The 25,362-nt window shown below is 36.5% G+C and carries 24 protein-coding genes; 14 read left to right on the top strand and 10 right to left on the bottom strand.

Annotated features, from left to right (window positions below):
* Window positions 1–347 precede the first annotated feature (347 nt).
* Window positions 348–1,352, bottom strand: a complete 1,005-nt coding sequence (locus ACQKII_RS06390) for a hypothetical protein (protein WP_427457392.1) — start codon at window positions 1,350–1,352, stop codon at window positions 348–350.
* Window positions 1,353–1,558: 206 nt separating this feature from the next.
* Between ACQKII_RS06390 and ACQKII_RS06385 the strand changes: the two genes are divergently transcribed.
* The 4 genes from ACQKII_RS06385 (at window position 1,559) to ACQKII_RS06370 (ending at window position 3,542) form a co-directional block, all read left to right on the top strand.
* Entirely contained in the window at window positions 1,559–1,768 is a 210-nt protein-coding gene (locus tag ACQKII_RS06385) for a hypothetical protein (protein ID WP_427457390.1), read from the top strand.
* 49 nt (window positions 1,769–1,817) lie between these two features.
* On the top strand, window positions 1,818–2,282 hold the full coding sequence (locus ACQKII_RS06380; RefSeq protein WP_427457388.1) for a GNAT family N-acetyltransferase: 465 nt from the start codon (window positions 1,818–1,820) through the stop codon (window positions 2,280–2,282).
* 225 nt (window positions 2,283–2,507) lie between these two features.
* Window positions 2,508–2,921, top strand: coding sequence for a YugN family protein (locus ACQKII_RS06375; RefSeq protein WP_427457386.1), 414 nt, complete (start codon window positions 2,508–2,510; stop codon window positions 2,919–2,921).
* 459 nt (window positions 2,922–3,380) lie between these two features.
* Window positions 3,381–3,542 carry a hypothetical protein gene (locus ACQKII_RS06370; protein ID WP_167395919.1) on the top strand — a complete coding sequence of 54 codons (162 nt, stop codon included), beginning with the start codon at window positions 3,381–3,383 and terminating at the stop codon, window positions 3,540–3,542.
* A 445-nt stretch (window positions 3,543–3,987) separates the two neighbouring features.
* On the opposite strand, the gene ACQKII_RS06365 is transcribed toward ACQKII_RS06370, so the two are convergent.
* Together ACQKII_RS06365 and ACQKII_RS06360 are read right to left on the bottom strand one after the other, a co-directional pair.
* Entirely contained in the window at window positions 3,988–4,401 is a 414-nt protein-coding gene (locus ACQKII_RS06365) for an NUDIX hydrolase (protein ID WP_427457384.1), read from the bottom strand.
* 38 nt (window positions 4,402–4,439) lie between these two features.
* Window positions 4,440–4,643: a hypothetical protein gene (locus ACQKII_RS06360; protein WP_427457382.1), complete on the bottom strand. Its 204-nt coding sequence runs from the start codon at window positions 4,641–4,643 to the stop codon at window positions 4,440–4,442.
* A gap of 252 nt (window positions 4,644–4,895) precedes the next feature.
* Between ACQKII_RS06360 and ACQKII_RS06355 the strand changes: the two genes are divergently transcribed.
* Both ACQKII_RS06355 and ACQKII_RS06350 read left to right on the top strand, forming a co-directional pair.
* Window positions 4,896–5,981, top strand: coding sequence for a PQQ-dependent sugar dehydrogenase (locus ACQKII_RS06355; protein ID WP_427457380.1), 1,086 nt, complete (start codon window positions 4,896–4,898; stop codon window positions 5,979–5,981).
* Window positions 5,982–6,004: 23 nt separating this feature from the next.
* Window positions 6,005–6,427 (top strand): universal stress protein, encoded by a 423-nt coding sequence (locus ACQKII_RS06350; protein ID WP_427457378.1) that lies wholly within the window; start codon window positions 6,005–6,007, stop codon window positions 6,425–6,427.
* Between the two features lie 65 nt (window positions 6,428–6,492).
* Here the strand turns inward: ACQKII_RS06350 and ACQKII_RS06345 are convergent, their stop codons facing one another.
* The 7 genes from ACQKII_RS06345 to ACQKII_RS06315 form a co-directional block, all read right to left on the bottom strand.
* A complete protein-coding gene (locus ACQKII_RS06345) occupies window positions 6,493–7,350 on the bottom strand; it encodes a DUF6612 family protein (protein ID WP_427457376.1) in 858 nt (285 codons plus the stop codon).
* 289 nt (window positions 7,351–7,639) lie between these two features.
* A complete protein-coding gene (qoxD, locus tag ACQKII_RS06340; protein ID WP_427457375.1) occupies window positions 7,640–7,921 on the bottom strand; it encodes a cytochrome aa3 quinol oxidase subunit IV in 282 nt (93 codons plus the stop codon).
* Window positions 7,921–8,520 carry a cytochrome aa3 quinol oxidase subunit III gene (gene qoxC, locus ACQKII_RS06335; RefSeq protein ID WP_427457373.1) on the bottom strand — a complete coding sequence of 200 codons (600 nt, stop codon included), beginning with the start codon at window positions 8,518–8,520 and terminating at the stop codon, window positions 7,921–7,923. The genes qoxD and qoxC overlap by 1 nt, the downstream gene beginning before the upstream one ends.
* Before the next feature lies 1 nt (window position 8,521).
* Window positions 8,522–10,465 carry a cytochrome aa3 quinol oxidase subunit I gene (qoxB, locus tag ACQKII_RS06330; RefSeq protein ID WP_427457371.1) on the bottom strand — a complete coding sequence of 648 codons (1,944 nt, stop codon included), beginning with the start codon at window positions 10,463–10,465 and terminating at the stop codon, window positions 8,522–8,524.
* Between the two features lie 27 nt (window positions 10,466–10,492).
* The gene (qoxA, locus tag ACQKII_RS06325) at window positions 10,493–11,407 is read right to left on the bottom strand and encodes a cytochrome aa3 quinol oxidase subunit II (RefSeq protein ID WP_427457369.1); all 915 of its coding nucleotides are present in this window, start codon (window positions 11,405–11,407) and stop codon (window positions 10,493–10,495) included.
* 759 nt (window positions 11,408–12,166) lie between these two features.
* Complete coding sequence (locus ACQKII_RS06320) at window positions 12,167–13,009, bottom strand: DUF2785 domain-containing protein (RefSeq protein ID WP_427457367.1); 843 nt, start codon at window positions 13,007–13,009, stop codon at window positions 12,167–12,169.
* Between the two features lie 264 nt (window positions 13,010–13,273).
* Window positions 13,274–13,738, bottom strand: a complete 465-nt coding sequence (locus ACQKII_RS06315) for a hypothetical protein (RefSeq protein ID WP_427457365.1) — start codon at window positions 13,736–13,738, stop codon at window positions 13,274–13,276.
* Window positions 13,739–13,955: 217 nt separating this feature from the next.
* Between ACQKII_RS06315 and ACQKII_RS06310 the strand changes: the two genes are divergently transcribed.
* From ACQKII_RS06310 to ACQKII_RS06275, 8 genes are all read left to right on the top strand, one after another.
* Entirely contained in the window at window positions 13,956–14,945 is a 990-nt protein-coding gene (locus ACQKII_RS06310; protein ID WP_427457363.1) for a DUF3196 family protein, read from the top strand.
* 113 nt (window positions 14,946–15,058) lie between these two features.
* Window positions 15,059–16,348 carry a trigger factor gene (gene tig / locus ACQKII_RS06305; RefSeq protein WP_427457361.1) on the top strand — a complete coding sequence of 430 codons (1,290 nt, stop codon included), beginning with the start codon at window positions 15,059–15,061 and terminating at the stop codon, window positions 16,346–16,348.
* 632 nt (window positions 16,349–16,980) lie between these two features.
* Complete coding sequence (gene clpX / locus ACQKII_RS06300; RefSeq protein WP_427457359.1) at window positions 16,981–18,252, top strand: ATP-dependent protease ATP-binding subunit ClpX; 1,272 nt, start codon at window positions 16,981–16,983, stop codon at window positions 18,250–18,252.
* Window positions 18,253–18,477: 225 nt separating this feature from the next.
* Window positions 18,478–20,802, top strand: coding sequence for an endopeptidase La (gene lon, locus ACQKII_RS06295; protein ID WP_427457357.1), 2,325 nt, complete (start codon window positions 18,478–18,480; stop codon window positions 20,800–20,802).
* Window positions 20,803–20,806: 4 nt separating this feature from the next.
* On the top strand, window positions 20,807–21,388 hold the full coding sequence (gene yihA / locus ACQKII_RS06290) for a ribosome biogenesis GTP-binding protein YihA/YsxC (RefSeq protein ID WP_427457355.1): 582 nt from the start codon (window positions 20,807–20,809) through the stop codon (window positions 21,386–21,388).
* Between the two features lie 249 nt (window positions 21,389–21,637).
* Window positions 21,638–21,811, top strand: coding sequence for a YjfB family protein (locus ACQKII_RS06285; protein ID WP_080647677.1), 174 nt, complete (start codon window positions 21,638–21,640; stop codon window positions 21,809–21,811).
* A gap of 165 nt (window positions 21,812–21,976) precedes the next feature.
* Window positions 21,977–23,629, top strand: a complete 1,653-nt coding sequence (locus ACQKII_RS06280) for a hypothetical protein (protein WP_427457353.1) — start codon at window positions 21,977–21,979, stop codon at window positions 23,627–23,629.
* 265 nt (window positions 23,630–23,894) lie between these two features.
* Window positions 23,895–25,346, top strand: a complete 1,452-nt coding sequence (locus ACQKII_RS06275) for an S-layer homology domain-containing protein (protein ID WP_427457352.1) — start codon at window positions 23,895–23,897, stop codon at window positions 25,344–25,346.
* Window positions 25,347–25,362 lie beyond the last annotated feature (16 nt).

The following is a 25,362-nucleotide window of genomic DNA, read 5'->3' as shown; positions in this document are numbered from 1 at the left end:
TATTATGCGCTACATATGAATCACTACTAGGTGTTTGACATTGAAAATTAAAAGTGTCTTAACCGTGCAGTACACTAAATCTAAGTATTAGCAATTTAACAAACAAGGTAGGTGCCGCACATGTAAGAAGGGAGCCTATTTCGAATTGTATTAAGATTAGATATGGGGGAATGTAAAACGGCATAGGTAGATATAAGATTAAAGCCAAATCACTCGGGGGAAATGTCGAAGAAAAATGGTTGCACAGTAGGACATATCTACAAGAAATATTCATATCTTTATAATAGAAAAAATCCCACAGCTCTTCTACGAGTTGCGGGAATCAATTGTCTTTTGGATGCTATTGATTACACTTCTTCTTGGAAATAGATTTTATAAAATTTTCGATTGGTTGTTTCATCATAGCCGACTTCAATCAGTTCATGCACTTGCTCGATATCACGAACGTTCACTTGAATTTCAATGTTGGAATCGAGTTTGATTTTACGCTTATAACTTTTTTCAGCCTTTGCAATCCCACTCTCGGAAATGACTGTTTCGTATGGTTTTACCGAATTCACGATAATATCCTTTTGTACTGGATCGGCCTCTTCGAAAACCGTTTCCATATAATCATTTACCTGGAATTCTTCTTCATTTCTAAAATAATCGAGTGTTTTGTTTAAAAATCCTAATTTTTCGGTATTCGTAAAATTCTCTTCTTTTAAAATATACTTTTTACATTCTACTAACGCTAAATTTGTTTTATGATAATGTTCATCTACTACCTTAATTTTTAAAAAACGCTCTTGCCAGTAAACAACATCCTCTTTCTTTTTCGTTTTCATAAAGACAGCAGGTGCCTCGTCTGCCCCCATATCCACGATAACAGCCATATTATTGACTTTCTTAACATTAATACCATCGATGCCATTGACAATCATTTTATTTTGCTCGTTTTTCACATCTAAAAACATTTCTTTTTCATCAATTTTTACAATGGCAATTACCTTTGTTACTTCTGTAGACATAAAACAATTTTCGAATAATCCTATGAATAATTCTCCACTCTTAATATGAGGATGCCCAGATACACTCTGTAAGTGTGTGGCGGTATGCTTAGACTGTTCAAGGAAACTATTTTCAGAATCGAAAATCGCCTTCACATATGTATATACTTCATTTAATCCAATATCCGTTTCGTGGAAAAATTCGTACTGCTGCTCCATATCAAGTTTGTTAAATGCTAATTGTGTAAAGGCTGCTTCTAGCATGACCTCTGGCTGAGAGAATACTTCTTCACCTAAAACAAGTTTATCACTTACTTGATGTACAACATATTGTGCTAATTTACTGTCACTTACTTCTAGCATGGTCTTCACCTTCTAATCATTAGTTGTAGATAATTTACCATACCACACACGGCACAATAGTTTCATGTTTTTTATAGATGGAAACAACTTTTCTAGGGTTGGCTTCTCTACCTTGAAATAATAATATTGAAAGTTAAATTTAATTATTTTTGGATTTTTGAAACATTTTTTATAAAAATTCTTAAGTAAGCTAAGGGGGATGTTACATGAATAAAATTTATCTGATGTCCATTACGAAAAGGGTAGATGGTCAAGAATGTGAACAGCAAGTTAAAGAAAAAGTATTTGTGAAAAAATCAAAACTAAAAGAGTATTTGAAAAAGGAGGGCTATTGTAGGGAATCAAAAAATCAATATGTAAGAATAAGTGCAGAAGCTATGTATGTAGTTGAAATTGAAAAAGTGAAAGTTAAATGACAACTATTTGAAAGAATGTTAAAATTCGAAAAGAATAGGAGGGAAATAAATGATTACAATAAAGCCTATGAACCGTGATGAGTTTCAACAGTATATTAACTTTGCAATCGAAGACTACGCGAAAGACAAGATTGCTTCTGGAAATTGGCATGTAGATGAAGCAATTGAACTGTCTAGGGAATCCTTCACGCGACTGTTACCAGAAGATGAAAAAACTGATTTAAATTATTTATTCTCAATCTTTCATAACGATACCTTGGTCGGAATGATTTGGATTTCACAAAAGTCGCCTACAAATCTTGAAGAAGGTTTTATTTATGATTTTATCATATATGAACAATATCAGGGACGAGGGTATGCTAAGGCAGCGATGAAAGAAGTAGAAATAGTCGCTAAAGGAATGGGTATGAACAAAATTGGTTTACACGTTTTTGGTCATAATAAAATTGCACGTGGCTTATACGAAAAAATGGGTTATGAAATTACGAATATTACAATGGCCAAATCAATTTGAATATGTATCGTCATCATTGTAAAAGAACGCAAAAGATTACAACGCCTGCGTTCTTCTTTTAATTCGGCTTATTTAAATGTAGCAATCAGTACATATTATAAATATTCGCAATTAATGGTTATACCGGTCTCTTTAGAAAATCGGGTTCATTTAGTGTAAGTAATAATGGTTTGTATTTCCCTTTTTAAGGATAGACTGATTTTGAATATAAGGAGGGGAATACAATTGTTACAATTTGAATCAAATATTATTGGAAAACAAATAGGTTTTGGCTATTTACGAGATCATATTGAAAGGCATGGGTTTACAATCGGAGGTAATTGGGAGTATGACAAGGGAAGTTTCGATACGATTTTATGGCAGGAGGCAGGCGAAACGATCTATTTGCGAGTACCGTTTATCGTAACAGAGGGCGAGTTGGATTTTTATAATGCGCAGATTCGCTTTCAGACCCCTTTTGTCATCAAACATGTGACGAATGTAGGATTAGATTATGATGAGGGTTCATTGCTAGATGCTACGGGAGCTAGTCAATTCCAAACGCCTCTTGATAAAGATGCTCAAATCCATGATAAAAGTAAGTGGGTGCATGCGGGCGAAAAAGTAGTAGAAGAAAAATTTCTACCATTTTTTCACTAATGAAATACATTATTTCGGTGGGGCTGTCCCAAAATTAAAAATAGTGTGCTAGGAGTACTCCTGGTATACTATTTTTTTGATATAAAGGTAAATAAAACGCCTAGACTCCAGGGAATCGTATTTGCGACGAAAGAGTGAGCGAAAAGTAGCGACAGGAGCAAAAAAGCAAGCGCACGAGACCCAGCAGGGAGCGATGTAGCTCGTGCCTTACCTGTAGAAGTATAAGTCTATTTTTACCATAGTAAATGTTCGTTGTTGTTTGAAGGACTTTTGGGACAGCCCGTTTTGCCTGTATCAGTTAAAAAAATGCTGAAGCATAGCAAAACGAGTCTACTCATTTCAAGTCTTTTGAACTTCTTTACAATTGGTTCAATATAATCAAATGTTGAAAATTAATTGTCAGAAAATATTACCGATACTATAATGGGGTTATCTAATACTATTATATGAGGTGAGTTTATGGGAAAAGCAGTTAGTAATGATTTTCTATTTTCGTATCAAAAATTGCAACATGAACGACTCATTGACAGAAAAGAAGAGTATTTAGAAGTTCTTGAAAAAACGAAGGTTGAAGGCGAAATATTAGAATTTGATAGTATAATAGAAGAGGCGCCTGAGTGACGTCTTCTTCTTTTTTTGATTTTAGTGGCTTCTGAGCATTGAATAGAGTGATGCGACGTAATGATTTCTAGTGAGGTCTATCTCAACTAATAATTTCTAATGCCTGATGTTCAACCCAATCTTAGAGGTAAATCTAAATATTTCTTATCGAAAATCTGACGTTTTAAAAATCATTTGAACACTAAACACTAAATACTTAATCATAGTTTGGGTATACCACAAAGCAAGTTATTAACCACAAAGCCAGTTTTTTAAAATTTTTTTCTATCGCAGTTTGTTCAAACGATTCTCCTATTTCCATCATACCGCCAGGGGTACAACAATTGTCTTCATCTGAACGATGCTACAGAGATTTCTTCTTTGTTCTCTATAATTACACCACAGCTAACTGTAGATCATGTTTCATGACCAATATTTCTATCCGTATTGTACTTCTTGCGAAGTGTTATATTGTTCCTTGGTTGCTATAAAAGGCATGGTTTTCTAAAAGTTTTTCGATCCCTTCAGAATAGTAAGGCATCCGAAGATTAGCCGTTTCAATAGCTGCCCAATCGATTTGCGAAATTTCCAGTGGTAATTTTATTTCTTCTACACCAGCTACGATTTGTGCCTCAAAAGTAAAAAATAAGGCATGGTGATTTCGCTTTGTAAACTTTGATTCATTTACCGCGAGTAGGTTTCCTATTACAATTTTATAGCCAGTTTCTTCAAATGTTTCCCGAATAGTTGCTTCAATTAGCGTTTCATCAGCCTCAACTTTCCCACCAGGTAGTGACCAATGACCTTCGTGATTATGCACCATAAGAATTTGATTTTCTATATTTTTGATTAAAGCATAGACGACTTTTACTTCTTCCATAAGAGAGACTCCTTATATCAATTTCCTAGATTTTTTAATTATGATGATCTCGTTTTTTTAGCATAGATGATAGCCCATATCCAATGACTCACCACTGTTACAATTAGAATTACTCTCATGAAAAAAGTTTTTTCAATCGGTAACAGTAACATAAAGACAATGGATAGAATAAGAACGGGTAGAACAGTTAAGAACCAAACTTTGACGATTTTATTATTAAAACTCATATCGAATCTTTCCATTCTCTGATTCCTCTATTCTTCTTTAAATTGTATGACCATAAAACGTGAATGGTTCAAATTTATGACACTTGATATTAGTTATAGTTTATTGGAATTTAATTGGAAAGTAAAGTTCCCTGAACTAATTGGGAATACTATGAATGATATATTTAAATGACAAATAAGTAGTGTTTAGAAGAACGAGTTATTCCAAATACACATTAAGGTAATACATGTTTCGTGTTAAAAATAACAAGGAAAGAGTGATGGTAGTTGAGGATAGTTTTAATCCTGACGATGCTGACTATATTTTTACTAGCAGGGTGTATGACAAATAAGCAACAATATATTAGCAATGAACCGCCAAAAATGGAGCGTGATACTGTAGAGATATCCAATGTTGAATTAGAGGTCATTGCGGATAAACTAGCAACACCATGGTCGATTGAAAAAGTAGACAATACATTTTATTTATCAGAAAGACCAGGAAATATAGTGAAGATAGCAAATGGTGAAATAGAGAGGCAACATGTGAAACTAGAAAAAAATCTTGCGACAGCTTCAGAAGCAGGTTTATTAGGATTTGTTCTTGCTCCTGACTTTCCGAAATCAAATCTGGCATATGCTTATTATACGTATGTAGATGGCTCCAAACAATTTAACCGGATAATTACTTTAAGGCTTGAAGAGAATCACTGGAACGAAGAACAAGTGCTTCTCGATCATATTAAAAATGGTTCCTACCATCATGGAGGAAGGCTTAAAATTGGTCCAGATGGTAAACTTTATGCAACTATTGGAGACGCACTAGATCCTTCTAAAGCACAGGACCGAGATACACTGGAAGGGAAAATTTTGAGAATGAACTTAGAGGGGTCTGTTCCGAGTGACAATCCATTTCCAAATTCTTATGTTTATAGTTACGGGCATCGTAACCCTCAAGGAATGGCATGGGCGACGGACGGCACTTTATACGCTAGTGAACATGGCAATACGGCAAATGATGAGGTAAACAGAATAGAAGCGGGTCAGAATTATGGCTGGCCAATTATCGAAGGTACTGAGAAACAAGAGGGATTGATTGCTCCACTGTTTACATCAGGTAGTAACACTACTTGGGCACCTTCTGGTATGGATTATAATGACGGTAAATTGTATGTTGCCGCATTAAAAGGAACTGCAGTATTGGAATTTAATATTGAAAAGGGTGAACAAAGAAAAATAATTAGTGGAGTTGGCAGAATTCGAGATATACTAGTTGATGGAAAGTACCTTTATTTTATTAGCAATAATACAGATGGACGAGGTATTCCACAGGAAAATGACGACAAATTGTATCGAATTCCATTGAGTTTTTGAAGTAATTTACGAGGAGGATTATGATGACGAAGAATTACACAAAAATCGCAGTAGCGATTGACTTTTCAGACCAATCACTAAAAGCATGTGAACGCGCTGTAAACATTGCAAAGGAGGGTGGGGCTACTTTACAATTGGTCAATGTTGTTGACACGAAATCATTTGGGGCTATCACAGCATATGACTTAAAGTATGCGGAAAAACTGAAAGAGGAAAACCTCATCAAAATAGAGAAAATGAAGAATGAAGCTCAAGCAGCGGGTGTAGCAAATGTAGAAGTTGTTGTAGAAACAGGTTCTCCCAAAAGCGTTTTAACACAATTACCGGGTGTTGACTTAATTGTATGTGGTGCTACAGGGTTAAATCAATTAGAAAAAATGGTACTTGGTTCAGTAGCAGAGCGCATCGTCCGTCTAGCTAAATGTGATGTGCTGATTGTTCGCTAATAGAAAAATGAATTTTTGATAAAGAAAGCCAGTCTCCGAAATCTCGGAAACTGGCTGTTTTTCGATTATTGCGGCTCAGTTGCATTATCGATAATATTTTGTGGAATATCAATTGTTTTAAGGTGATTGAATTCAGTATAGGTAATCACTGACTTCTTTGTCATCGCTAATTCTGCGCCTTCAACTTTCATTTTAAAGTCAAAATTCATATCTATTTTTGTTGTATCGAACGTTTCTTTATCGATATGTAGCACGCAGTTTACTTTATCAATTGTTAAGTTATCAAGAGGATTTTCTTCAAGTCCAAGTTCTTTCATAGAATCATTGACTTGTGAATCGATTAGATCTTTAAAACGATCACCTTTTGCTTCAAGTGTTAATACATACGCATCGTCAGTTTGTTCGAATGTAAAGTCATCAATATATTTTTTTAGTTGTTGTAATTGTTCTTTTGCATCTGCGGATGAAGCTGTTTGCGCTAGAATGTCATCAAATTGTTCTTTAGGTAATTTTGACCAACTGTCTGATGCCACATCCTTCATGAAAAAGCCTTGATCTTGTTTCATATACATTTCAATTGGCATATCGGATTTTTCAGTGCCTTCGCCAAACATATCTGGCACGGTTATAGACCCTGATAAGTGCATGGCAAGAGGATCTGCGATGACATCCATCTCCATTTTTGAGTCAATCGCTACTTCCGTCGATTCATCGCCTGCATCAATTTTTGTTACTTGATTCGTCTCCATATTTGCACTCATGCTTTTAATGTCTGCTTGACGATCCACTGCCTTGTCATACACCTGCTCTAAAGTAAGTGAGCTTTTGTTTGTTGTTTCCTTCGTTGATGTAGCGCTTGAATTACACGCGGCCAACACAAGTGCGAATGTCCCTACACTTAAAATTTTGAATAATTTCTTCAATGCTTTCATCTCCTATTCATTGTGAAAAAAAAACACTATTTACTAGTATACGAGGTTTGGGGGTAAAAGTTTCGGAAAAATAAATAATGAATCATTATTACTATATTAAAGGAACGTCTTTCGAATTATGGGGAAGGAGGATTTATAGACTGATAGAGACTATCTAATCGGTTTTCTTCTTTAGCAAGCCTCGATTTTGTTGCTCCATACTTTTAAGCAGTAAGTATTGAGATAATGCAGATAAGAAAAAGCCGAGAAAATGGCAAGCATCTTCTCGGCTTTTTTATGATTAATAACCCCAGATCATTGCGAATAATGTACCAAGGATTGTCACGACACCTACGAATACTGAATATAAAATCGTTGTATATAACGTTTTCTTGTCTTCAGATTCACCGATGTGCATGAATAATACTAATTGAACTGTTGCTTGTGCAAGAGCAGTCACTAGTAGGATGGCGAATGCCATAGAGTAAGACATACCAAATGCCACAACAGATAATGCTACAAGTGTTAGTAATAGTGAGAAGCCGAAGCCCATCACATGTTGTTTTGGGAATAATTCCTTCATCAGCTAATCAGTCCTTTCAAGTAGACGAAGCTGAAGATGAAAATCCAAACGACGTCTAGGAAATGCCAGTACAGTGAGAAGATAAACGCTTTGTTAGCCGTTTGTGGGTTTAAGCCACGTTTTGCTACTTGGATTAAAATTGCAACGCCCCAGAAGAAACCGAATGTTACGTGGGCACCATGCGTACCAAGTAAAGTCATTAATGCTGATAAGAATGCGCTTGTAGTAATTGTTGCACCTTCATGTACATAAGTGACAAATTCATCAATCTCAATACCTAAGAAACCAAGACCAAGTACAAGTGTAATGATGAAGAATGTCATCATGGCTTTTTTATTACCAAGACGCATAGCATGTACGCCAAGACCAATTGTAAAACTACTTGCTAAAAGTAAAAATGTTTCCAGTAATACTGGCGTTAACTCGAAAATTTCTGCGCCAGTTGGGCCACTACCTGTACGGTTGTGAAGCGTGAAATAGACGGTAAAGAGTGTGGCGAATAACACGATTTCGGCGCCGAGGAAAATCCAGAAACCAAAGATTTTTAGACGGTTTTCCTCTGTACTATATTCTAATGGAAGTGAAGAATCGATTTTCATATTATTTGTCACCTCTCAAACGTTTCTCAGTTTCGTTAATTTCCTCAACAGAAATGTAACGACCATGATCTTTTTCAAATGAACGATAAGCCATAAAGCCAAATACTGCTAGCATACTTAGGATGGCTGGAATCCATAGATTAAATACAGCGAAGAATGCTGCAAGGAAGAAGAATCCACTCATCCAGAACGGTGCGCCTGAGTTGTTAGGCATATGGATTTTTTTAATTTTACCAGCAGTAATATCGCGACCTTCTTTTTTCGCAAACCAGAACTCGTCTAAACGTGTAACAGTTGGTACTACTGCAAAGTTGTATTCAGGTACTGGAGAATGAGTTGTCCATTCTAATGAACGGCCATCCCAAACATCTGCTTTTTCATTGCGCGGCATATGTTTCCAGCTATAGTAAATGTTATAAACGATAAACGCAAAGCCGACTGCAAGACCTAGTGCACCAACAAACGATAGCATGTTTAATGGACCGTAGCCTGTTGACTCTGAGTACGTGTACATACGACGTGCATAACCATCTAAACCTAAGATGAATAGAGGGAAGAATGCCACGTTAAAACTAATTGCGATAAACCAGAAGCCTAATTTACCTAATTTTTCATTTAAACGGAAACCGAACATTTTTGGCCACCAGTAGTGGTAACCTGCAAGTACCCCGAATACTGTACCTGGAATTAATACATAGTGGAAGTGGGCAACTAAGAACATCGTATTGTGATATTGGTAGTCGGCACTAGCCATTGCAAGCATTACCCCTGTAACCCCACCGATTGTGAAGATTGGAATAAAGCCAAGTGCATAAAGCATTGGGGTAGTAAATTGAATTTTACCGTGCCGCATCGTGAGCAGCCAGTTGAATATTTTAACCCCGGTCGGTACAGCAATCGCCATTGTTGTAATAGAGAAGACACTGTTTACCATAACGCCGTGTCCCATTGTATAGAAATGGTGGGCCCATACTAAGAATGATAGTAAAGAAATAACAACCATACTCATAACCATTGATTTGTAGCCGTATAAGTTCTTACGTGCAAATGTTGCAATGATCTCTGAGAAAATACCGAAGGCTGGTAAGATAACTATATAAACTTCAGGATGTCCCCAAACCCAGAATAGGTTGGCCCAAAGCATATCCATACCGCCATCTTGCATAGCAAAGAATTTTGTACCGAATTGACGGTCGAACATCATTAGTGCTAGCGCAACAGTTAACACTGGGAACGCGAATACGATAATAACGTTTGTAATTAAAATCGACCAAGTAAACATTGGCATTTTCATTAATGTCATACCAGGTGTACGCATTTTAATGATCGTTGTGATGAAGTTAACACCTGTCATTAACGTACCAATCCCTGATAATTGTAGTGCTAAAGAATAGTAGTTGTTCCCTACAGTTGGACTAAATTCTGTGCCAGATAATGGGAAGTAGGCAGTCCAACCTGCATCTGGTGAACCACCAATAATGAATGATAGGTTCAGTAAGCCTGCACCAGCTGCAAATAACCAGAAGCTGATTGCATTTAGACGTGGGAAGGCAACGTCACGTGCACCAATTTGCAGTGGAATGACAACGTTCATTAAACCGATAACGAAGGGCATTGCCATAAATAAAATCATTATTAAACCATGTGTTGTGAAAATTTCATTATAATGTTGTGCATCGAGAAGTCCGTTATCAGGAATCGCTGTTTGTGCACGCATTAATAGTGCATCGATACCACCGCGGAATAGCATTAAAAGTGCAACGGCGATATACATAATCCCGATTTTTTTATGGTCAACGGTTGATAGCCAGTTTTTGTAGAAATAGCCCCATTTTTTGAAATACGTAAGGCCTGCTACGATAGCAACTGCACCAACAACGATACTAATAGCTGCCGCTAAAATCATCGGTTCTTGCATTGGATGGAATACTTCTTCCATACTCATTGGATGCGCTCCTTTCAGATTTGAAAATTAGTGTGAATGTGTTGATTTGGAATCTTTGTGTGAATCAGTTGAATGGTCCATCTGTTCATGATCCATACCATCCATATCCATGTCACCATGTTCCATTGGTGCTGGACTAAATTCTAAGTGAGTAGATGAGTAGCTTGAACGACCAACGTGCTCAGCTGCTAATAGCTCATTAAATTTTTCTTCAGTTAATGGTTTTTCGTTCGCTTTTACATCAGCAACCCATTCGTCGAAATCTGCTTGTGTCATAGATTGTGCTTCGAATTCCATTTCCGCAAATCCACGTCCACTAAAGTTTGAGTTACGACCCATGAAAGAACCAACCTCATCTGCTGCCAGGTGAATAGTTGTCAACATGTCACTCATTGCATATTTCTGACCAGCTAGCTGTGGAATCCAAAAACTTGTAATAGGACCGAATGAGTAAAGTTTGAACTCAATTGGACGGTCAGTTGGTAGATTGACATAGTTTACTGTTTCAATGCCTTCTTCTGGATAGCTAAAATGCCATTTCCAGTTTGAAGAAGATGCGTAAATAACAAGTGGCTCTTTATTATCATAACCTTCAGGTGTTGTCTCAACTGTACTTGTCGTTTTAACAGTAACAACTGCTAGGAATGCTACGATAATAATCGGAATAACTGTCCATGTAATTTCAAGTAAATGACTACCCTCTTCGTGAGGAGGCTCGTAATCAGCAGATGCTTTTGATGCACGGTATTTTGTTAGCATAAATGTTAAAAGCACGTACACGACTAGCAATATAACGGCCATTGTAATAATGGATAAAATAATTGTGTCTGATAATGTTCTAGCATTTGGCCCTTTTGGATCGAAAATTGTTAGTGGTTCACAACCAGCAAGGATCGCAAGTGCGCCGAATGCTAAAAACATTAAGCTTATTTTTTTATTCATGTTTGACTCCTTTCTATAAAACGGCTATTCATAAAATTCATGTGGTGTTGTCTATCGTCACATTTACAAATAGTAGGTATTGAGGTCACCTCTTTTAACTGATGTACCAATTCAAATACATTTACAATGGCATGGTTCAATATGAAACGTAAAATCTAGTATTTGATTGGTCTAGTGCAAGCGTTTGTGATGACAATGAACTGTGCAACCGAAAAAGGACAAATATTTGATGTCGTTGGTGACAAGTTGTCGTTGTTTGCACATTGGATTATACGCCCGATTCTTCCGGAAAAAAATTATTTTGTTATAGTTTGAATGTCGAATAGGGGATGAATATGAACATTTTTTGAACAAAAATTGTTATTTCACCATTGGTATTTTCGGGTTTAATAAAATAAACACTGTGCAAACGTTGTAAACACTAGGTTTATCAAATTTAGCTAAGTAAACATTTTTTTTGTGAAAAGTTCCGTTTCACATTTTAGACGTTTTTTTGTAATAAAATCAGCGCTGTACTTAGACGTTTAGAACAATTTAGTTGAGTTTTTTTAAAAAAAGGAGTATGTAAAAAGGGTGTTTTGAAGGATTTAAATGATAAATTTCCTATGTCAGGAATGATATTAATGGATAAAATTGGATGTAAGTATTAATTATGTTAATATAATTATGTATTTTCATTCTCACCAAATATTAGGAGCACTTATATTGAAGTTGAAAAATAATAGAGCATCCAACATGATGAGGATGCTCTAAGGAAGATTATGCACCAAGCTTTAACCATTTTGCGACTTGTCCATAAATGATGTTTTGAAGTTTCGGTGCACGATTATTCATTTTTAAGGCAAAGTATAATGTTTTCATGACATTTAGTGTACAGGTACGTCCGCTAAAAAAGCTTTCGTTATAACCTTGAGTCACTAAATGCATTTCGAATTTATCGAAAACTTGTTCAACCCATTCCATTAATGCTTCCTCAGAATAGCTACGAACCAATAATGCCTCAATGATGTTTACTAAACGTTCTTCCTCATCGTTAGTATAGACAACACCTTTCCAAGTTGTAAGCTTTAGTGCGTGAAGGATGGATGGTGCGTGTTGTAAGTCGAACTTTGGGTGTTTAATTGTTATGGCTGCTAAATCAGCGCCATGGGCAATACTATGTGCCCAACCTTTGCCTTGAACCTGTCCTCGTGTATCTTGTTCTAATAACAAATAACGGCCAATCTTTTTAAAGAAAGGTTGTAAACTATCATCGTTTAAAGTAAGTAGTTCAGCATCTTTTGCGAGTGTAGTGGCCACAAGTAAAGCCGAAAATGAACGTGTAAACACACTATTTGATAACTGTTCACCAATATCAGCGTATAAAAATTCCTCGCTTGAAGCAGTATCAAACAAATACTGTAATTGTTGCGAGCTCAGTAAATTATCACTAAGTAAGTCAATGAATGTGCGATAAATAAGTTGATCGCGAAGCTCAGCGTCGGTTGAGCCAATATGCGTCAACATCTGCTGTATAAGCCAATCGCCTTCTGTTAAAAGAAAGTCTTGGCGTTCAGTAAAAGTCTTAATAGAAAATGATTGTAATGTTTCTTTAATATCCATGTGAAAGCCCCCAATGATAGTCTATTTATAATTATACCGCCTTTTAAAAATATTTTATTGATATTTGAAGTATTACGTAAGTATTGAGTTAATTTCACAAGGAGAATTCCAGAATCTATTGAAAGTTGATATGATAGAAGCGCAGCAAAAGAGGAACAGCTAATTTATTGATTCGACGAGAACTCTCGTGACTTCAGTCGTGAGAGGTTCAATATAGGTTTGTAACATTAAAAAGACATACCCATTTATGTATGCCTCTCTTTGTTACAGTATAAAGGCCGCTTTTATACCAAGAGGCCATTCAATGATTGTGTTTTGATTTGTCTTTAACTCCACAAGAATATTTGCGTTTTTAATCGCATCAATAATCCACTCGCTATAATGGATGTTTGGTTGAGGATGCTGTAAGATACGTTGCATGTCTTTCATATCGATACGTAGAAGCTTATAGTTGCATTCAATGTGTACTCTTTGGGGAATAATAAATAGTGACTCATTTTGGTGACCAATTGAAATGGAACCAGGAATCCTTCCTTGGATACCTGTGATATGTGTAATTGCTTCCTGCGTATACATATCAATCTTTGTGCTTGTGAAAAATTCAAAATCGATCGGATAATCTTGTTGCGGACCATCTGCTGTTGAAAATGAAGTAACTCTAATTGATAGTGCCTTAAATGCGGGGGAGATGCGACTATCGAATTCATTGATTGTATCCATTAATTGCATATATTCCACTCCTTGTGAAGAACATGTTTACTAGGTGCAGACAATTAATGGGTGAAAGATGCCTGCAAATAGTAATTTATGATGGGTATTATTAATTATAATACAATTTATTACAAAATATGAATGTAAAAGCAAATATATTTTGTGGAAAATGAGCAATATGTAAATTTTTAGTAGAAAGATTGCTCGGAAAAATACAAGTAAAGAGGTGAGAAAAGTGACAAAACGAAAGCGTCATGTTATTAAACATGATAATGTTGTTGTTTTTCCTGGCGCGGCCCAAATGTTAATGCGAGAGGGCCATATGTTTGCAGAAAATTATCAATATGAAGAAGCGGTGGCGAGCTTTGAAAAAGCGTTTCTATATGAGGATGGGGATGAAGGGGCATTAAGTGCCTATGCGTATGCTTTATATGAATTAAAGGACTATGTGAAAGCAAAGGAAATCTGTGAGATGTTACTGGCAATGGGGACTACTTTGTATGTTGAAGTAATGGAACTATATATAACTATTTGTATGCAACTAAAGGAATATCATCAAGTAGAGGCGGTAATATCTGCTCTCATTGAAGAAAATGTACTTCCAGCAGCTCAGCTTGAAAAGTTTGAGCGTTTACAAAGTTTGAATAAAGAAGTGGCTAAAAATCTTCAGCAAAAAGAAGATACACAGTTAATGATCGAACAACAAGAGTATGAATTGTCCAATTTTAGTTCGTTAACACCAAATGAACAATCAATGCGTCTGCATCGTTTAATGGATACAAACGTACGTCAATTAAAAATGGCGCTGAAGACTATTATCGAAAGCCCTAGTATCCATCCGTTTGTTCAAAGCTTAGCGTTACTTTTACTTGTGGAGCAAGAAGTATCTATTGAACTGAAGGTCACAAAATTTGATCAGACAAAAACCATCAATCCTATTGAACTGGCATTGCCTAATCAGTTACCTCAGTATGGTCAAGTAAAAAAAATCATCGAGAATAAATTAGAGCAAGACCCATCGACGCTGGAAATGGTACAATACTTAATGGCAAAGCATGCCATTGTTACGTATCCGTTTGAATGGCATCCATTTGAAACTGATGATATTGCTTATAGTTATATTGATTTTGTACAATCGATGCTCGGGAAGGTGCAGGAAGTGGACTATGAAATCATCGACTTTTTACAATTGTTAGAAAAACTAACAGGACTACAGGAAGTATGAAATAAGTTGAAACTATACGCATCTATGATATACTAAAATGGTTGTCAAAATCGTAGTTACGAATGAATTGTCTAACATTTAAAACTTGATTATTTATTTGGAGGTATTTATACATGTCAGCAAAATGGGAAAAACAAGAAGGTAATATCGGTACTCTTACAATAGAAGTACCAGCTGCAGAAGTAGATGCAGCAATGGACCAAGCGTTCAAAAAAGTTGTAAAACAAATTAACGTACCAGGTTTCCGTAAAGGTAAAATGCCTCGTAAAATGTTTGAACAACGTTTCGGTATCGAATCTTTATACCAAGATGCATTAGAAATCATCGTACCAGATTCATATGCGAAAGCAATCGATGAAGCTGCAATTATGCCAGTTGATTACCCAGAAATTTCTGGTACAGAAAACTTCGTACATGGTCAAGATTTCACTTTCACTGCGCAAGTAACTGTGAAACCAGAACCAAAACTTGGTGACTATAAAGGTCTAGAAGTAGCGAAACTTCCAGTTGAAGTAACTGAAGAAGAAGTAGAAGCACAAATCCAAGATCAATTAGCTCGTAAAGCTGAACTTGAAATTAAAGAAGACGAAGCGATTGATGAAGGCGATACAGCTGTAATCGACTTTGAAGGTTTCGTAGGCGAAGAAGCTTTTGAAGGTGGTAAAGGTGAAGACTATCCACTAGAAATCGGTTCAGGTTCATTTATCCCTGGTTTTGAAGAGCAAGTTATAGGTTTAAAAACTGGCGAAGCAAAAGACGTAGTCGTTACTTTCCCAGAAGAATACCATGCTGAAGAATTAGCTGGTAAAGAAGCTACTTTCAAAGTAACTGTAAAAGAAGTAAAAACAAAAGTTCTTCCAGAATTAAACGATGAGTTCGCAAAAGAATTAGATCCAGAAGTAGAAGGCGTAGAAGCATTACGTGCTAAAATTAAAGAACAAACTGCTACACAAAAACAAGCAGAATCAGATGCTGCACTACGTGATGAATTAGTAGAAAAAGCGGCTGAAAATGCAGAGTTTGAAGTACCAGCTGGTATGGTTAACTCTGAAACTGATCGTATGCTTCAAGAGTTTGGCCAACGTTTACAAACGCAAGGTATGAACTTAGACCTTTATTACCAATTCTCTGGTCAAACGGAAGAAGATTTACGTGGTCAAATGAAAGAAGAAGCTGAAAGCCGTGTGCGTGTTTCTTTAACACTTGAAGCAATCGCTGAAGCTGAAAAAATTGAAGCTACTGAAACTGATATTGAAGCAGAATTAGAAAAAATGGCTGCTCAATTCAACATGACTAAAGAACAAATTACTGGCGCTTTAGGCGGCACTGCGGTTCTTGAAAATGACATTAAAATTCAAAAAACAGTTGAATTTTTAGTAGAAAACGCTAAAATTACTGAATAAGATTTTTTTGTAACTAGATAGTGAATTTAAGAAGACAAGGTACGGCATTTTACCGTGCCTTGTTTTATAACACATATAATTTTAGGTCTAAGTTAAAGCCTTCTCTATCCCATTCTCTTTTTAGATAAAAATACATATGACATGAAAGCATTTTCATATTTTATGTTGGGATTGGCAAGACGCTTAGCACTTTTCTTATACATAGTGTTGTTGTTTGACTTATCACATGATACTAAATTTTAACTTCATTCAGCAGATTTTCTCGAAGCGGATTGTTTACACAAAAGTTGTATATAGTGAAAATGATAAGTAACAAAGAGACAAGACATTCCGCCTACTCATAGTGGGTAGAATATCAAAGGGTTTTCCATGCAATGATGAATAACAAACCCCTGCTGAATGAAGTTAAGCTACAGGCGGATATTTCGGATTTTGAAGGGTGTTATTTTAAAAGGTAAGCTTTTAAAAGCGTTGCATCTATACGATGAAGGCTAACTGGCTTTGATCTTACAGGTCTAAGCACAATTCGAAATACGGACGTAATTATGCAGAAGCGTAATTGACGCAGTCAATTTATTTGATAATGGCTCAATAATCTTGTAAGATTGTTGCTTGAATAGGGGTGAAACATATTGTTCAAATTTAATGATGAAAAAGGCAATTTAAAATGCTCATTCTGTGGAAAGCCACAGGAACAAGTACGTAAACTAGTTGCAGGTCCTGGTGTATATATTTGTGATGAATGCATCGAGCTTTGTTCAGAAATCGTTGTAGAGGAACTAGGTGTTGAGGAAGAAATTGAATTCCAAGATATTCCGAAACCAAAAGAAATCTTATCGATTTTAAATGAGTATGTAATTGGACAAGAGCGTGCTAAAAAGGCCTTAGCGGTTGCGGTTTATAATCACTACAAACGTATCAATACCAATAGTAAGATTGATGATGTAGAATTAGCAAAATCGAACATTGTGTTAATCGGCCCAACTGGTAGCGGTAAAACATTATTAGCTCAAACATTAGCGCGTATATTAAACGTTCCTTTCGCAATTGCGGATGCTACTTCTTTAACAGAAGCTGGTTATGTAGGTGAGGACGTAGAAAATATTTTATTAAAATTAATCCAATCAGCAGACTATGATATTGAACGTGCAGAAAAAGGAATTATCTATATTGATGAAATCGATAAAGTTGCGCGTAAATCAGAAAACCCATCGATTACCCGTGATGTTTCTGGCGAAGGTGTTCAACAGGCACTTCTGAAAATTTTAGAAGGAACTGTTGCAAGTGTGCCTCCGCAAGGCGGACGTAAGCATCCACACCAAGAGTTTTTACAAATCGATACAACAAATATTTTATTCATCGTAGGTGGTGCATTTGATGGTATTGAATCTATTATCAAACGCAGACAAGGTGAGAAAATAATTGGCTTCGGTTCTGATCCAAATAAAGTAGAAGTGGATGAAGGCTCATTAATGTCGAAGCTGATTCCTGAGGATTTACTGAAATTTGGTCTTATTCCGGAATTCATTGGTCGTTTGCCAGTACTTGCAAGTCTTGAACAATTAAACGAGGCTGCGCTTGTAGAAATTTTAACCGAGCCAAAAAATGCACTAGCGAAGCAATATCAAAAAATGCTTGAGCTAGATGGTGTTGAGCTTGAGTTTGATGAAGGTGCCCTTTCTGAAATTGCAAAAGAAGCAATTGAACGTAAAACAGGTGCACGCGGTCTTCGTTCAATTATTGAGTCAACAATGCTAGAAGTAATGTACGAACTACCATCACGTGATGACGTGAAAAAATGTATCATTACAGCAAAAACAATTACGGATAAAGAAAAACCGAAATTGCTTCTTGAAGATGGCACTGAACTCGATGAAGGTAGCGACACAAAAACTTCAGCATAATGAACAGACTTGGCTGTCTATTGTTATGAGATAAAGAGTAACTTAGCTGACTTCGATTGTGCAATATTCGCACATATCGACAGTCAGCTTTTTATTCATACATAAAGCCTACTGTAAATGGATGAAATTTTTGGCTCATTTGATTAGATAGTGTGAATCCATTATTTAGACACATACTAGTAGCGCGGGATTGTGAAAAAAATTTTGACGGAGGTGAATACCCGCATGGTGACAATACAAAAAACAACAAGTGTACCATTATTGCCTTTACGTGGACTTTTAGTATACCCCTCGATGGTGTTACATATTGATGTGGGTAGAAATCGTTCTGTAGCAGCGCTGGAACAAGCAATGTTAGAGGACCAATTGATTTTATTGGTAACACAAAAGGAAATGCATGATGAACAGCCAGAAGAACAAGATTTATATGCAGTTGGTACAATGGCATATGTAAAGCAAATGCTAAAATTACCGAATGGAACACTCCGTATTTTAGTGGAAGGTGTAGCACGCGCAACATGGTCTAACTACCAAGCATTAGAAAGATATACTGTTGTTGATATTGATGTAAGGGAAGAAACTACAGATAAAGATGTTGAAACACAGGCTTTAATGCGTACATTGTTAACGTATTTCGAAAGATACGCGAAATCCTCCAATAAAATTACTACAGAAACAATTAATACAGTTACTGATATCGAAGAGCCAGGTCGTTTAGCAGACATTATTGCATCCCATTTGCCATTCAAAATCGCTGATAAACAAGAAGTATTAGAAATGCTAACCGTAAAAAAACGTTTAGACCATTTAATAATTCGCCTTCATGATGAACAAGAGGTACTTGATCTAGAAAAGAAAATTAATACAAAAGTAAAGCAATCTATGGAGCGTACGCAAAAAGAATATTACCTACGTGAACAAATGAAGGCTATACAAACAGAGCTAGGGGATCGTGAAGGAAAAACTGGTGAGGTTGCAGAATTACGCAAACGTATTGATGAAACGGGTATGCCTGAATCGACAAAAGAAGTAGTGCTTAAAGAACTCGACCGTTATGAAAAGGTTCCTGGAGCAAGTGCCGAAAGTGGTGTTATCCGTAATTACATTGATTGGATTGTATCGTTACCATGGACAAAAGCAACAGAGGACCGCATGAATATTGTACATGCAGAGGAAATTTTAAATCGTGATCATGATGGTTTAGAAAAAGTAAAAGAGCGTGTGCTTGAATACTTGGCTGTACGACAGTTAAGAAACTCATTACGTGGACCAATTTTATGTTTAGCTGGCCCTCCTGGTGTCGGTAAAACCTCTTTAGCACGCTCAATTGCAGAGAGCCTAGATCGTAAATTCATTCGTATTTCATTAGGTGGCGTTCGTGATGAATCTGAAATTCGAGGGCATCGACGCACTTATGTAGGAGCCATGCCAGGTCGTATTATTCAAGGCATGAAAAAAGCTGGTACCATAAATCCAGTTTTCTTATTAGATGAAATTGATAAAATGTCGAATGATTTCAGAGGAGATCCTGCGGCCGCGATGCTGGAAGTTCTGGATCCTGCACAAAATAATACATTTAGTGATCACTACATTGAAGAACCTTATGATTTGTCGAATGTGTTATTTATTGCAACGGCAAATGATTTGAGCACAATTCCTGCACCGCTACTAGATCGAATGGAAATTATTTCGATTGCAGGCTATACAGAAATTGAAAAAGCACAAATTACAAAAAATCATTTAATTCCTAAACAATTAAAAGAACATGGACTGAAGAAAACACAAGTTATTCTAAAAGATGAAGCTGCGCTAGATGTTATTCGTTATTATACGCGTGAAGCAGGGGTTCGTGGTTTGGAACGTCAAATTGCAACACTGTGCCGTAAAATCGCAAAAATTATTGTTTCTGGCGAAAAGAAACGTGTGACGGTAAGTTCAAAATCGTTAGAAGAATTACTTGGAAAGCATCGCTTCCGTTATGGTCAAGCCGAGAAAGAGAACCAAGTCGGAGTGGCAACTGGTCTTGCGTATACGACTGTTGGTGGTGATACTTTACAAATTGAAGTTTCATTAACGCCTGGTAAGGGCAAAATACAGCTGACAGGGAAGCTTGGAGATGTCATGAAGGAATCAGCGCAAACAGCCCTATCCTTTGTACGAACGAAAATGGAGGATCTTGGGGTGGATGCTGAATATTTTGAAACGCATGATATTCATATTCACGTACCTGAAGGCGCAGTGCCAAAGGATGGACCTTCTGCTGGTATTACAATGGCTACAGCAATTGTGTCTGCGATTTTACACCGTCCAATTCGTCGTGAAGTTGGTATGACTGGCGAAATTACGTTACGTGGTCGTGTGCTACCAATTGGTGGCTTGAAAGAAAAAACGCTCAGTGCCCATCGAGCAGGATTAACGACAATTATTTGCCCGAAAGATAATGAACGCGATATTGAAGATATTCCTGAAAGTGTGCGTGAGCAACTTACATTTAAACTAGTGTCATCTGCAGATGAAGTATTAGCATATGCACTGGACGGAGGTTTTTAAAGAAATGAAAGTCCATAACGTCGAAATGGTCATAAGTGCAGTAAGACCAGACCAATATCCAGAAGATGGACTGCCAGAATTTGCATTAGCAGGTCGCTCAAATGTTGGGAAATCGTCATTTATCAATCGTATGATTGGTCGTAAAGCATTAGCACGTATTTCTTCTAAACCGGGGAAAACACAAACGCTAAACTTTTATAAAATCGAGGAACAACTCTTTTTCGTCGATGTTCCTGGCTATGGCTATGCCAAGGTTTCCAAGACTGAGCGTGAAGCATGGGGAAAAATGATTGAGCGCTATATTACTGGGCGTGAGGAATTAAAGGCAGTTGTACAGATTGTTGACTTACGTCATCCCCCAACTGCTGATGATTGTATGATGTATGATTTCTTAAAGCATTACAATATCCCATGTATTGTTATTGCTACAAAGGCAGATAAAATTCCAAAAGGTAAATGGGATAAACACAAGAAAGTAGTCAAGGAAACACTAGATATGGATAAAAATGATCCTTTAGTGGTGTTCTCTTCTGAAAAAGGACTCGGTTTTGAAGAAGCTTGGCGTCTCATCGAAAAAAAAATGTAATGAAAAAACATCTATTGCGTCTAATGCTTAGGACCGTAGATGTTTTTTATTTGTCTGAGTCACGTGTTTGCTTTGAAAATGGTGAAGCAGAATATTCACATGCAACAGTTGCTTTTATTTAAGTAGCATCTTTGTAATGATGCGATATCTTTTTTATTTCCTTCGCAGTACGAAAGTTGTATAGAAATACAGAAAAATGACTTGATGAACGGAATTTTTATCCGATAAATTAGATAGGAGGTGGACTAAATGGATATCGCAGCTTTATCTATCGCAATGAATCAAGCAAGTCTCATGCAGAATGTATCTCTAGCAGTTACGAAGCAAGCAATGGATATGCAACAACAAAATACCGAGCAGTTAGTAGAAATGTTAGATGCTCCACATCCGACAGCCGGACATACAATTGACATTCAAGTATGATAATGGCGAGGTAGCTTGAATTTGGAAGCTATCTCTGTCTTTTTGTCTAGTAATAATTTCGAAAATAAATAAACAGTGTCAAAATGTAACTTTTTCAATAAGAAAAACTACCAATTATACGATATACTATTCATAAATAACAAATTTTTAAGGAGGCGGGAATTGTTGAAGAAGATTCCATACATATTTATAATTTTATTACTAATTGCGCTAGTGCTTCCATCGGGACAAAATGCACGAGCTGCTCAGTTAGTAACAGGAACCTTCGTTGATGTAACCTATTCAGAATATACGAATACCAACGGAGAAGTAGAAAAGGCGCTAAGTAAAATTACGTTGCAAAATGCTAATGGTCGAACAGTAACGTACAATATTAATAATAATACCCGCCTATATATTAATAACACAGAGACAACTATAGAGGGCTTTAAGATGGGCATGAAAGTTGAAGCTGATGTCTCACTTCGTAATGTCGTTGAGCTTCGTGGTTCTTCCAATGCGTCTGAAGAAACTACAACAGTTGTACAAAATGCTACAACAATTGCTGGAGTCGTAACAAGTATTGATCCGAATGGGATGTTCATTATGGTGAAGCCAGATATCGGGAAAGAAACAACGTACTATATTAACAAGGATACAAGCTATCAAAAAAATTCTTCATCTGTTGATGTTAGTGCGATGTATGTAGGAGATCGTGTCAAGCTAAGTCTTAAAAACACAAGTACTTCCATTATCACGAAGGTAAATATTAGTGAATCAGGTTCTTTAGTCGAAAATCTATATAAAGGTGAAATCCAGGCAATTAATGCTAACGCAAACAAATTAACTGTAAAAAATCAGCATGCCTTTGTGAACTGGCAATTTGGCACACAGACAACGACTGCTTTAACAACGATGGATTTTACTTCAAAAGTACCGATTTACGTAGGCAATACAAAAATTGAAAAAGGTCAACTGAAGAATTACGTTGGTAGTGAAGCGTATTATGCAACTGTAAAGCAGTTTGGCAAAGAAGTTATTGAAAAGATTGTCCTGCTAAAAAACAGTGAACGAACTTACTATGAACCGATGCTCGCTGTTGATACAGAATATCAATTCTTAAAGCTAAAAACAGCTGGCACAATGTACTTCCATGATGGAACAATTTTAATTCGTAATAATCGATTAATTGAACCAACAGGATTATTAGCTTATGGTACAGCTTTTGTTATTTCAGATGGTGCTGCTCGTGACCACTATGCTCAGGTTGTACAAGTGACAAGTGATAGCTTTATGTCACCAAACTTAGCAACACATGATTTATACTATGGTCGATTAGCACAAGCAGATGGCTATTTAATAGAAATCGATGATGCTATAAAAATTGAATCAAATGTCTTTAAAAATACAGATAAAGTAGTACTGTCAGTTAGCAATTCTACAAAGGCAAAGGTCGATGACGGTAATAAAACATACAGTGTTATGCCAGATATTGAACTTTATTTATCTGAAGGGGATTATGGCTACTTCTATGTGAAAGATGGGCATGTTCAAGCGCTTCATATTTTAGACAATGCTAAACCAGTGGCACCATTAATGCTAGCAGGTAAGCTTCAATCGGTAAAATCAACCTATCCAGCCGTTATCAATGTGAAGAGCGTTAGTCAATGGCAGAATGGTCGTTGGTATGAGGCTGGCGAAATGATTGATATGAATATTGACCAAGCTACACTTATTAAGGCTGGTAAAGTCATTCAACCATCTGATTTAAAACCTTCCGATCGTTTAGTTGTATTATCCGATCGATTTGTAAAAGGGCATTTCATTTTAGTTGATTAATAAAGTAGAAGAGTTGTTTTAGTTAGGTAGAAATGCAAGTTTTCCATTCGATTTCTACTGTTTTAAAGCGCATAAAAGAAAAGAATCTGCGCGACTCCAAGGAAACGTAAGCCAAGTAAGCATATGTAGACACTTAAGCATATGTGAAGAATTACGACTTACCAACGGAAAGTAAGCAGATTCTTGTTGTTTATGCAAGATTTACTCTTAAGAAGGATGCCACATCTATGGCACATGCACTGTAGGAAAGAGGGACAAAAAACGAATGCCAAAATATATATCGAAAGTAGTGTTAGCATTTCTTGTAGTATTCGTTATTGTGGCGAATATACCAGTAGATGCTTCAGCTGCATCAACAGAAACGACGGGTGCTGTAAAAAATGAATATACATATGAAGAAGCTGTGTTCATTACAGGGACACCTATTGTCTTTAAAGGTACAAGCAAAGACATCAAAATTACCCAAAAAGAATCAAAAGGTAAATTAACAGAAACTTATAGCTTAAAACTAACAGCAAGCAATGGGGCTACGCTAACTCGAAGTATTGCTTACGAATCAGATGTTGTAGATTATGCAACGATTGGTCAAAAGACATCGAATGGCGTTGTGAAAAAGTATTCAGAGAAAATAGCTGTAGGGAATATAACTTACAATTTGCTAGACTTCCAATTCTCACAAGGAACTGTGACAGACAATCGTGCAGCCTCTGATTATTTTTCAGGTAATGTAATTTCAAGAAAAACATACACGTATCAAACTGGAACTGGAAAGAATGCGAAGAAAAATACGGTAACGGTAGATACGGATAGTCGCCACGTTGGCTATGAAAACTTCTGGGGTGCGACAGAAACACAAATTACAGAATCTATTTATACGTATAGCGATGGTACGACGAGTCATGTGAAGAATCGTTTATCTACAAGCAAATCTCGTGTTATAAACTATGAGGAAAACCCAGCTAGTCTAGCAAGCTTTGACGGGGGCTATGCAGTAGTTAGTGAAAAAGATGTGATATCTGAATATACGTATAACTTAGCGTCTGGTGCAAAAGGCACAGTTGACCTTGATACGGAATATATGCCGACAATCGAACGTTTGATCATCCCTAAATTCCGTGATCTAACGAATCATTATGCGAAAGACGCTATTGATAAATTATATTCTTTAGGCATTTATACAGATGCAAGTAATTTCTTCTCACCAAATACACCAATGAAGCGTTTTGATTTTACAATTGCAATTGGTAAGGCTGTTGATTTACGTGTGATGGAAGAAAAGACATCCAAGAAAACGACAACAACAAGTGTTTTTAAAGATGTGAAACGAACAGTAAAAGATTATCCATACATTGAATCGGCCGTAAATAAAGGCATTATTAAAGGGGTAACATCTGAGTATTTCAAGCCAGACAACGCATTAACACGTGCACAGGCCGCCGCAATATTCGTACGTGCATTAGGGTTGGAAAACAAGGCGCCAGACCCAGGTTATATTACGAAATTTGTTGACGATGCGCAAATCCCTAATTATTCCAGAGACGGCATATACATTGTCAATGAATTGGGCTTAATGACAGGTGATCCCGTAACAGGTCGATTTAATCCAAATCAACCTTTAACACGTGCACAAGCATCCGTTATGCTTGATCGTTTCTTGAATTATTTAGAAAATGACTTAAAACAAAACTATCGAGACGATGTATTGTTCTTTAACTAAAGAAAGGACTGAAATG

This window comes from Lysinibacillus sp. NPDC048646, assembly GCF_050272295.1.
Taxonomy (GTDB): Bacteria; Bacillota; Bacilli; order Bacillales_A; family Planococcaceae; genus Lysinibacillus.
Note: the sequence above shows the minus strand (reverse complement) of the source record. Positions and strands in the feature narration are given on the sequence as shown.

Bases quoted from the DNA above. Each gene is read 5' to 3' on its own strand.
- ACQKII_RS06390 (WP_427457392.1), bottom strand. From the start codon at position 1,352: ATGCTAGAAGTAAGTGACAGTAAATTAGCACAATATGTTGTACATCAA.
- ACQKII_RS06385 (WP_427457390.1), top strand. From the start codon at position 1,559: ATGAATAAAATTTATCTGATGTCCATTACGAAAAGGGTAGATGGTCAA.
- ACQKII_RS06380 (WP_427457388.1), top strand. From the start codon at position 1,818: ATGATTACAATAAAGCCTATGAACCGTGATGAGTTTCAACAGTATATT.
- ACQKII_RS06370 (WP_167395919.1), top strand. From the start codon at position 3,381: ATGGGAAAAGCAGTTAGTAATGATTTTCTATTTTCGTATCAAAAATTG.
- ACQKII_RS06365 (WP_427457384.1), bottom strand. From the start codon at position 4,401: ATGGAAGAAGTAAAAGTCGTCTATGCTTTAATCAAAAATATAGAAAAT.
- ACQKII_RS06360 (WP_427457382.1), bottom strand. From the start codon at position 4,643: ATGGAAAGATTCGATATGAGTTTTAATAATAAAATCGTCAAAGTTTGG.
- ACQKII_RS06350 (WP_427457378.1), top strand. From the start codon at position 6,005: ATGACGAAGAATTACACAAAAATCGCAGTAGCGATTGACTTTTCAGAC.
- qoxD (WP_427457375.1), bottom strand. From the start codon at position 7,921: ATGAAGGAATTATTCCCAAAACAACATGTGATGGGCTTCGGCTTCTCA.
- qoxC (WP_427457373.1), bottom strand. From the start codon at position 8,520: ATGAAAATCGATTCTTCACTTCCATTAGAATATAGTACAGAGGAAAAC.
- qoxB (WP_427457371.1), bottom strand. From the start codon at position 10,465: ATGAGTATGGAAGAAGTATTCCATCCAATGCAAGAACCGATGATTTTA.
- qoxA (WP_427457369.1), bottom strand. From the start codon at position 11,407: ATGAATAAAAAAATAAGCTTAATGTTTTTAGCATTCGGCGCACTTGCG.
- ACQKII_RS06320 (WP_427457367.1), bottom strand. From the start codon at position 13,009: ATGGATATTAAAGAAACATTACAATCATTTTCTATTAAGACTTTTACT.
- ACQKII_RS06315 (WP_427457365.1), bottom strand. From the start codon at position 13,738: ATGCAATTAATGGATACAATCAATGAATTCGATAGTCGCATCTCCCCC.
- tig (WP_427457361.1), top strand. From the start codon at position 15,059: ATGTCAGCAAAATGGGAAAAACAAGAAGGTAATATCGGTACTCTTACA.
- lon (WP_427457357.1), top strand. From the start codon at position 18,478: ATGGTGACAATACAAAAAACAACAAGTGTACCATTATTGCCTTTACGT.
- yihA (WP_427457355.1), top strand. From the start codon at position 20,807: ATGAAAGTCCATAACGTCGAAATGGTCATAAGTGCAGTAAGACCAGAC.
- ACQKII_RS06285 (WP_080647677.1), top strand. From the start codon at position 21,638: ATGGATATCGCAGCTTTATCTATCGCAATGAATCAAGCAAGTCTCATG.
- ACQKII_RS06275 (WP_427457352.1), top strand. From the start codon at position 23,895: ATGCCAAAATATATATCGAAAGTAGTGTTAGCATTTCTTGTAGTATTC.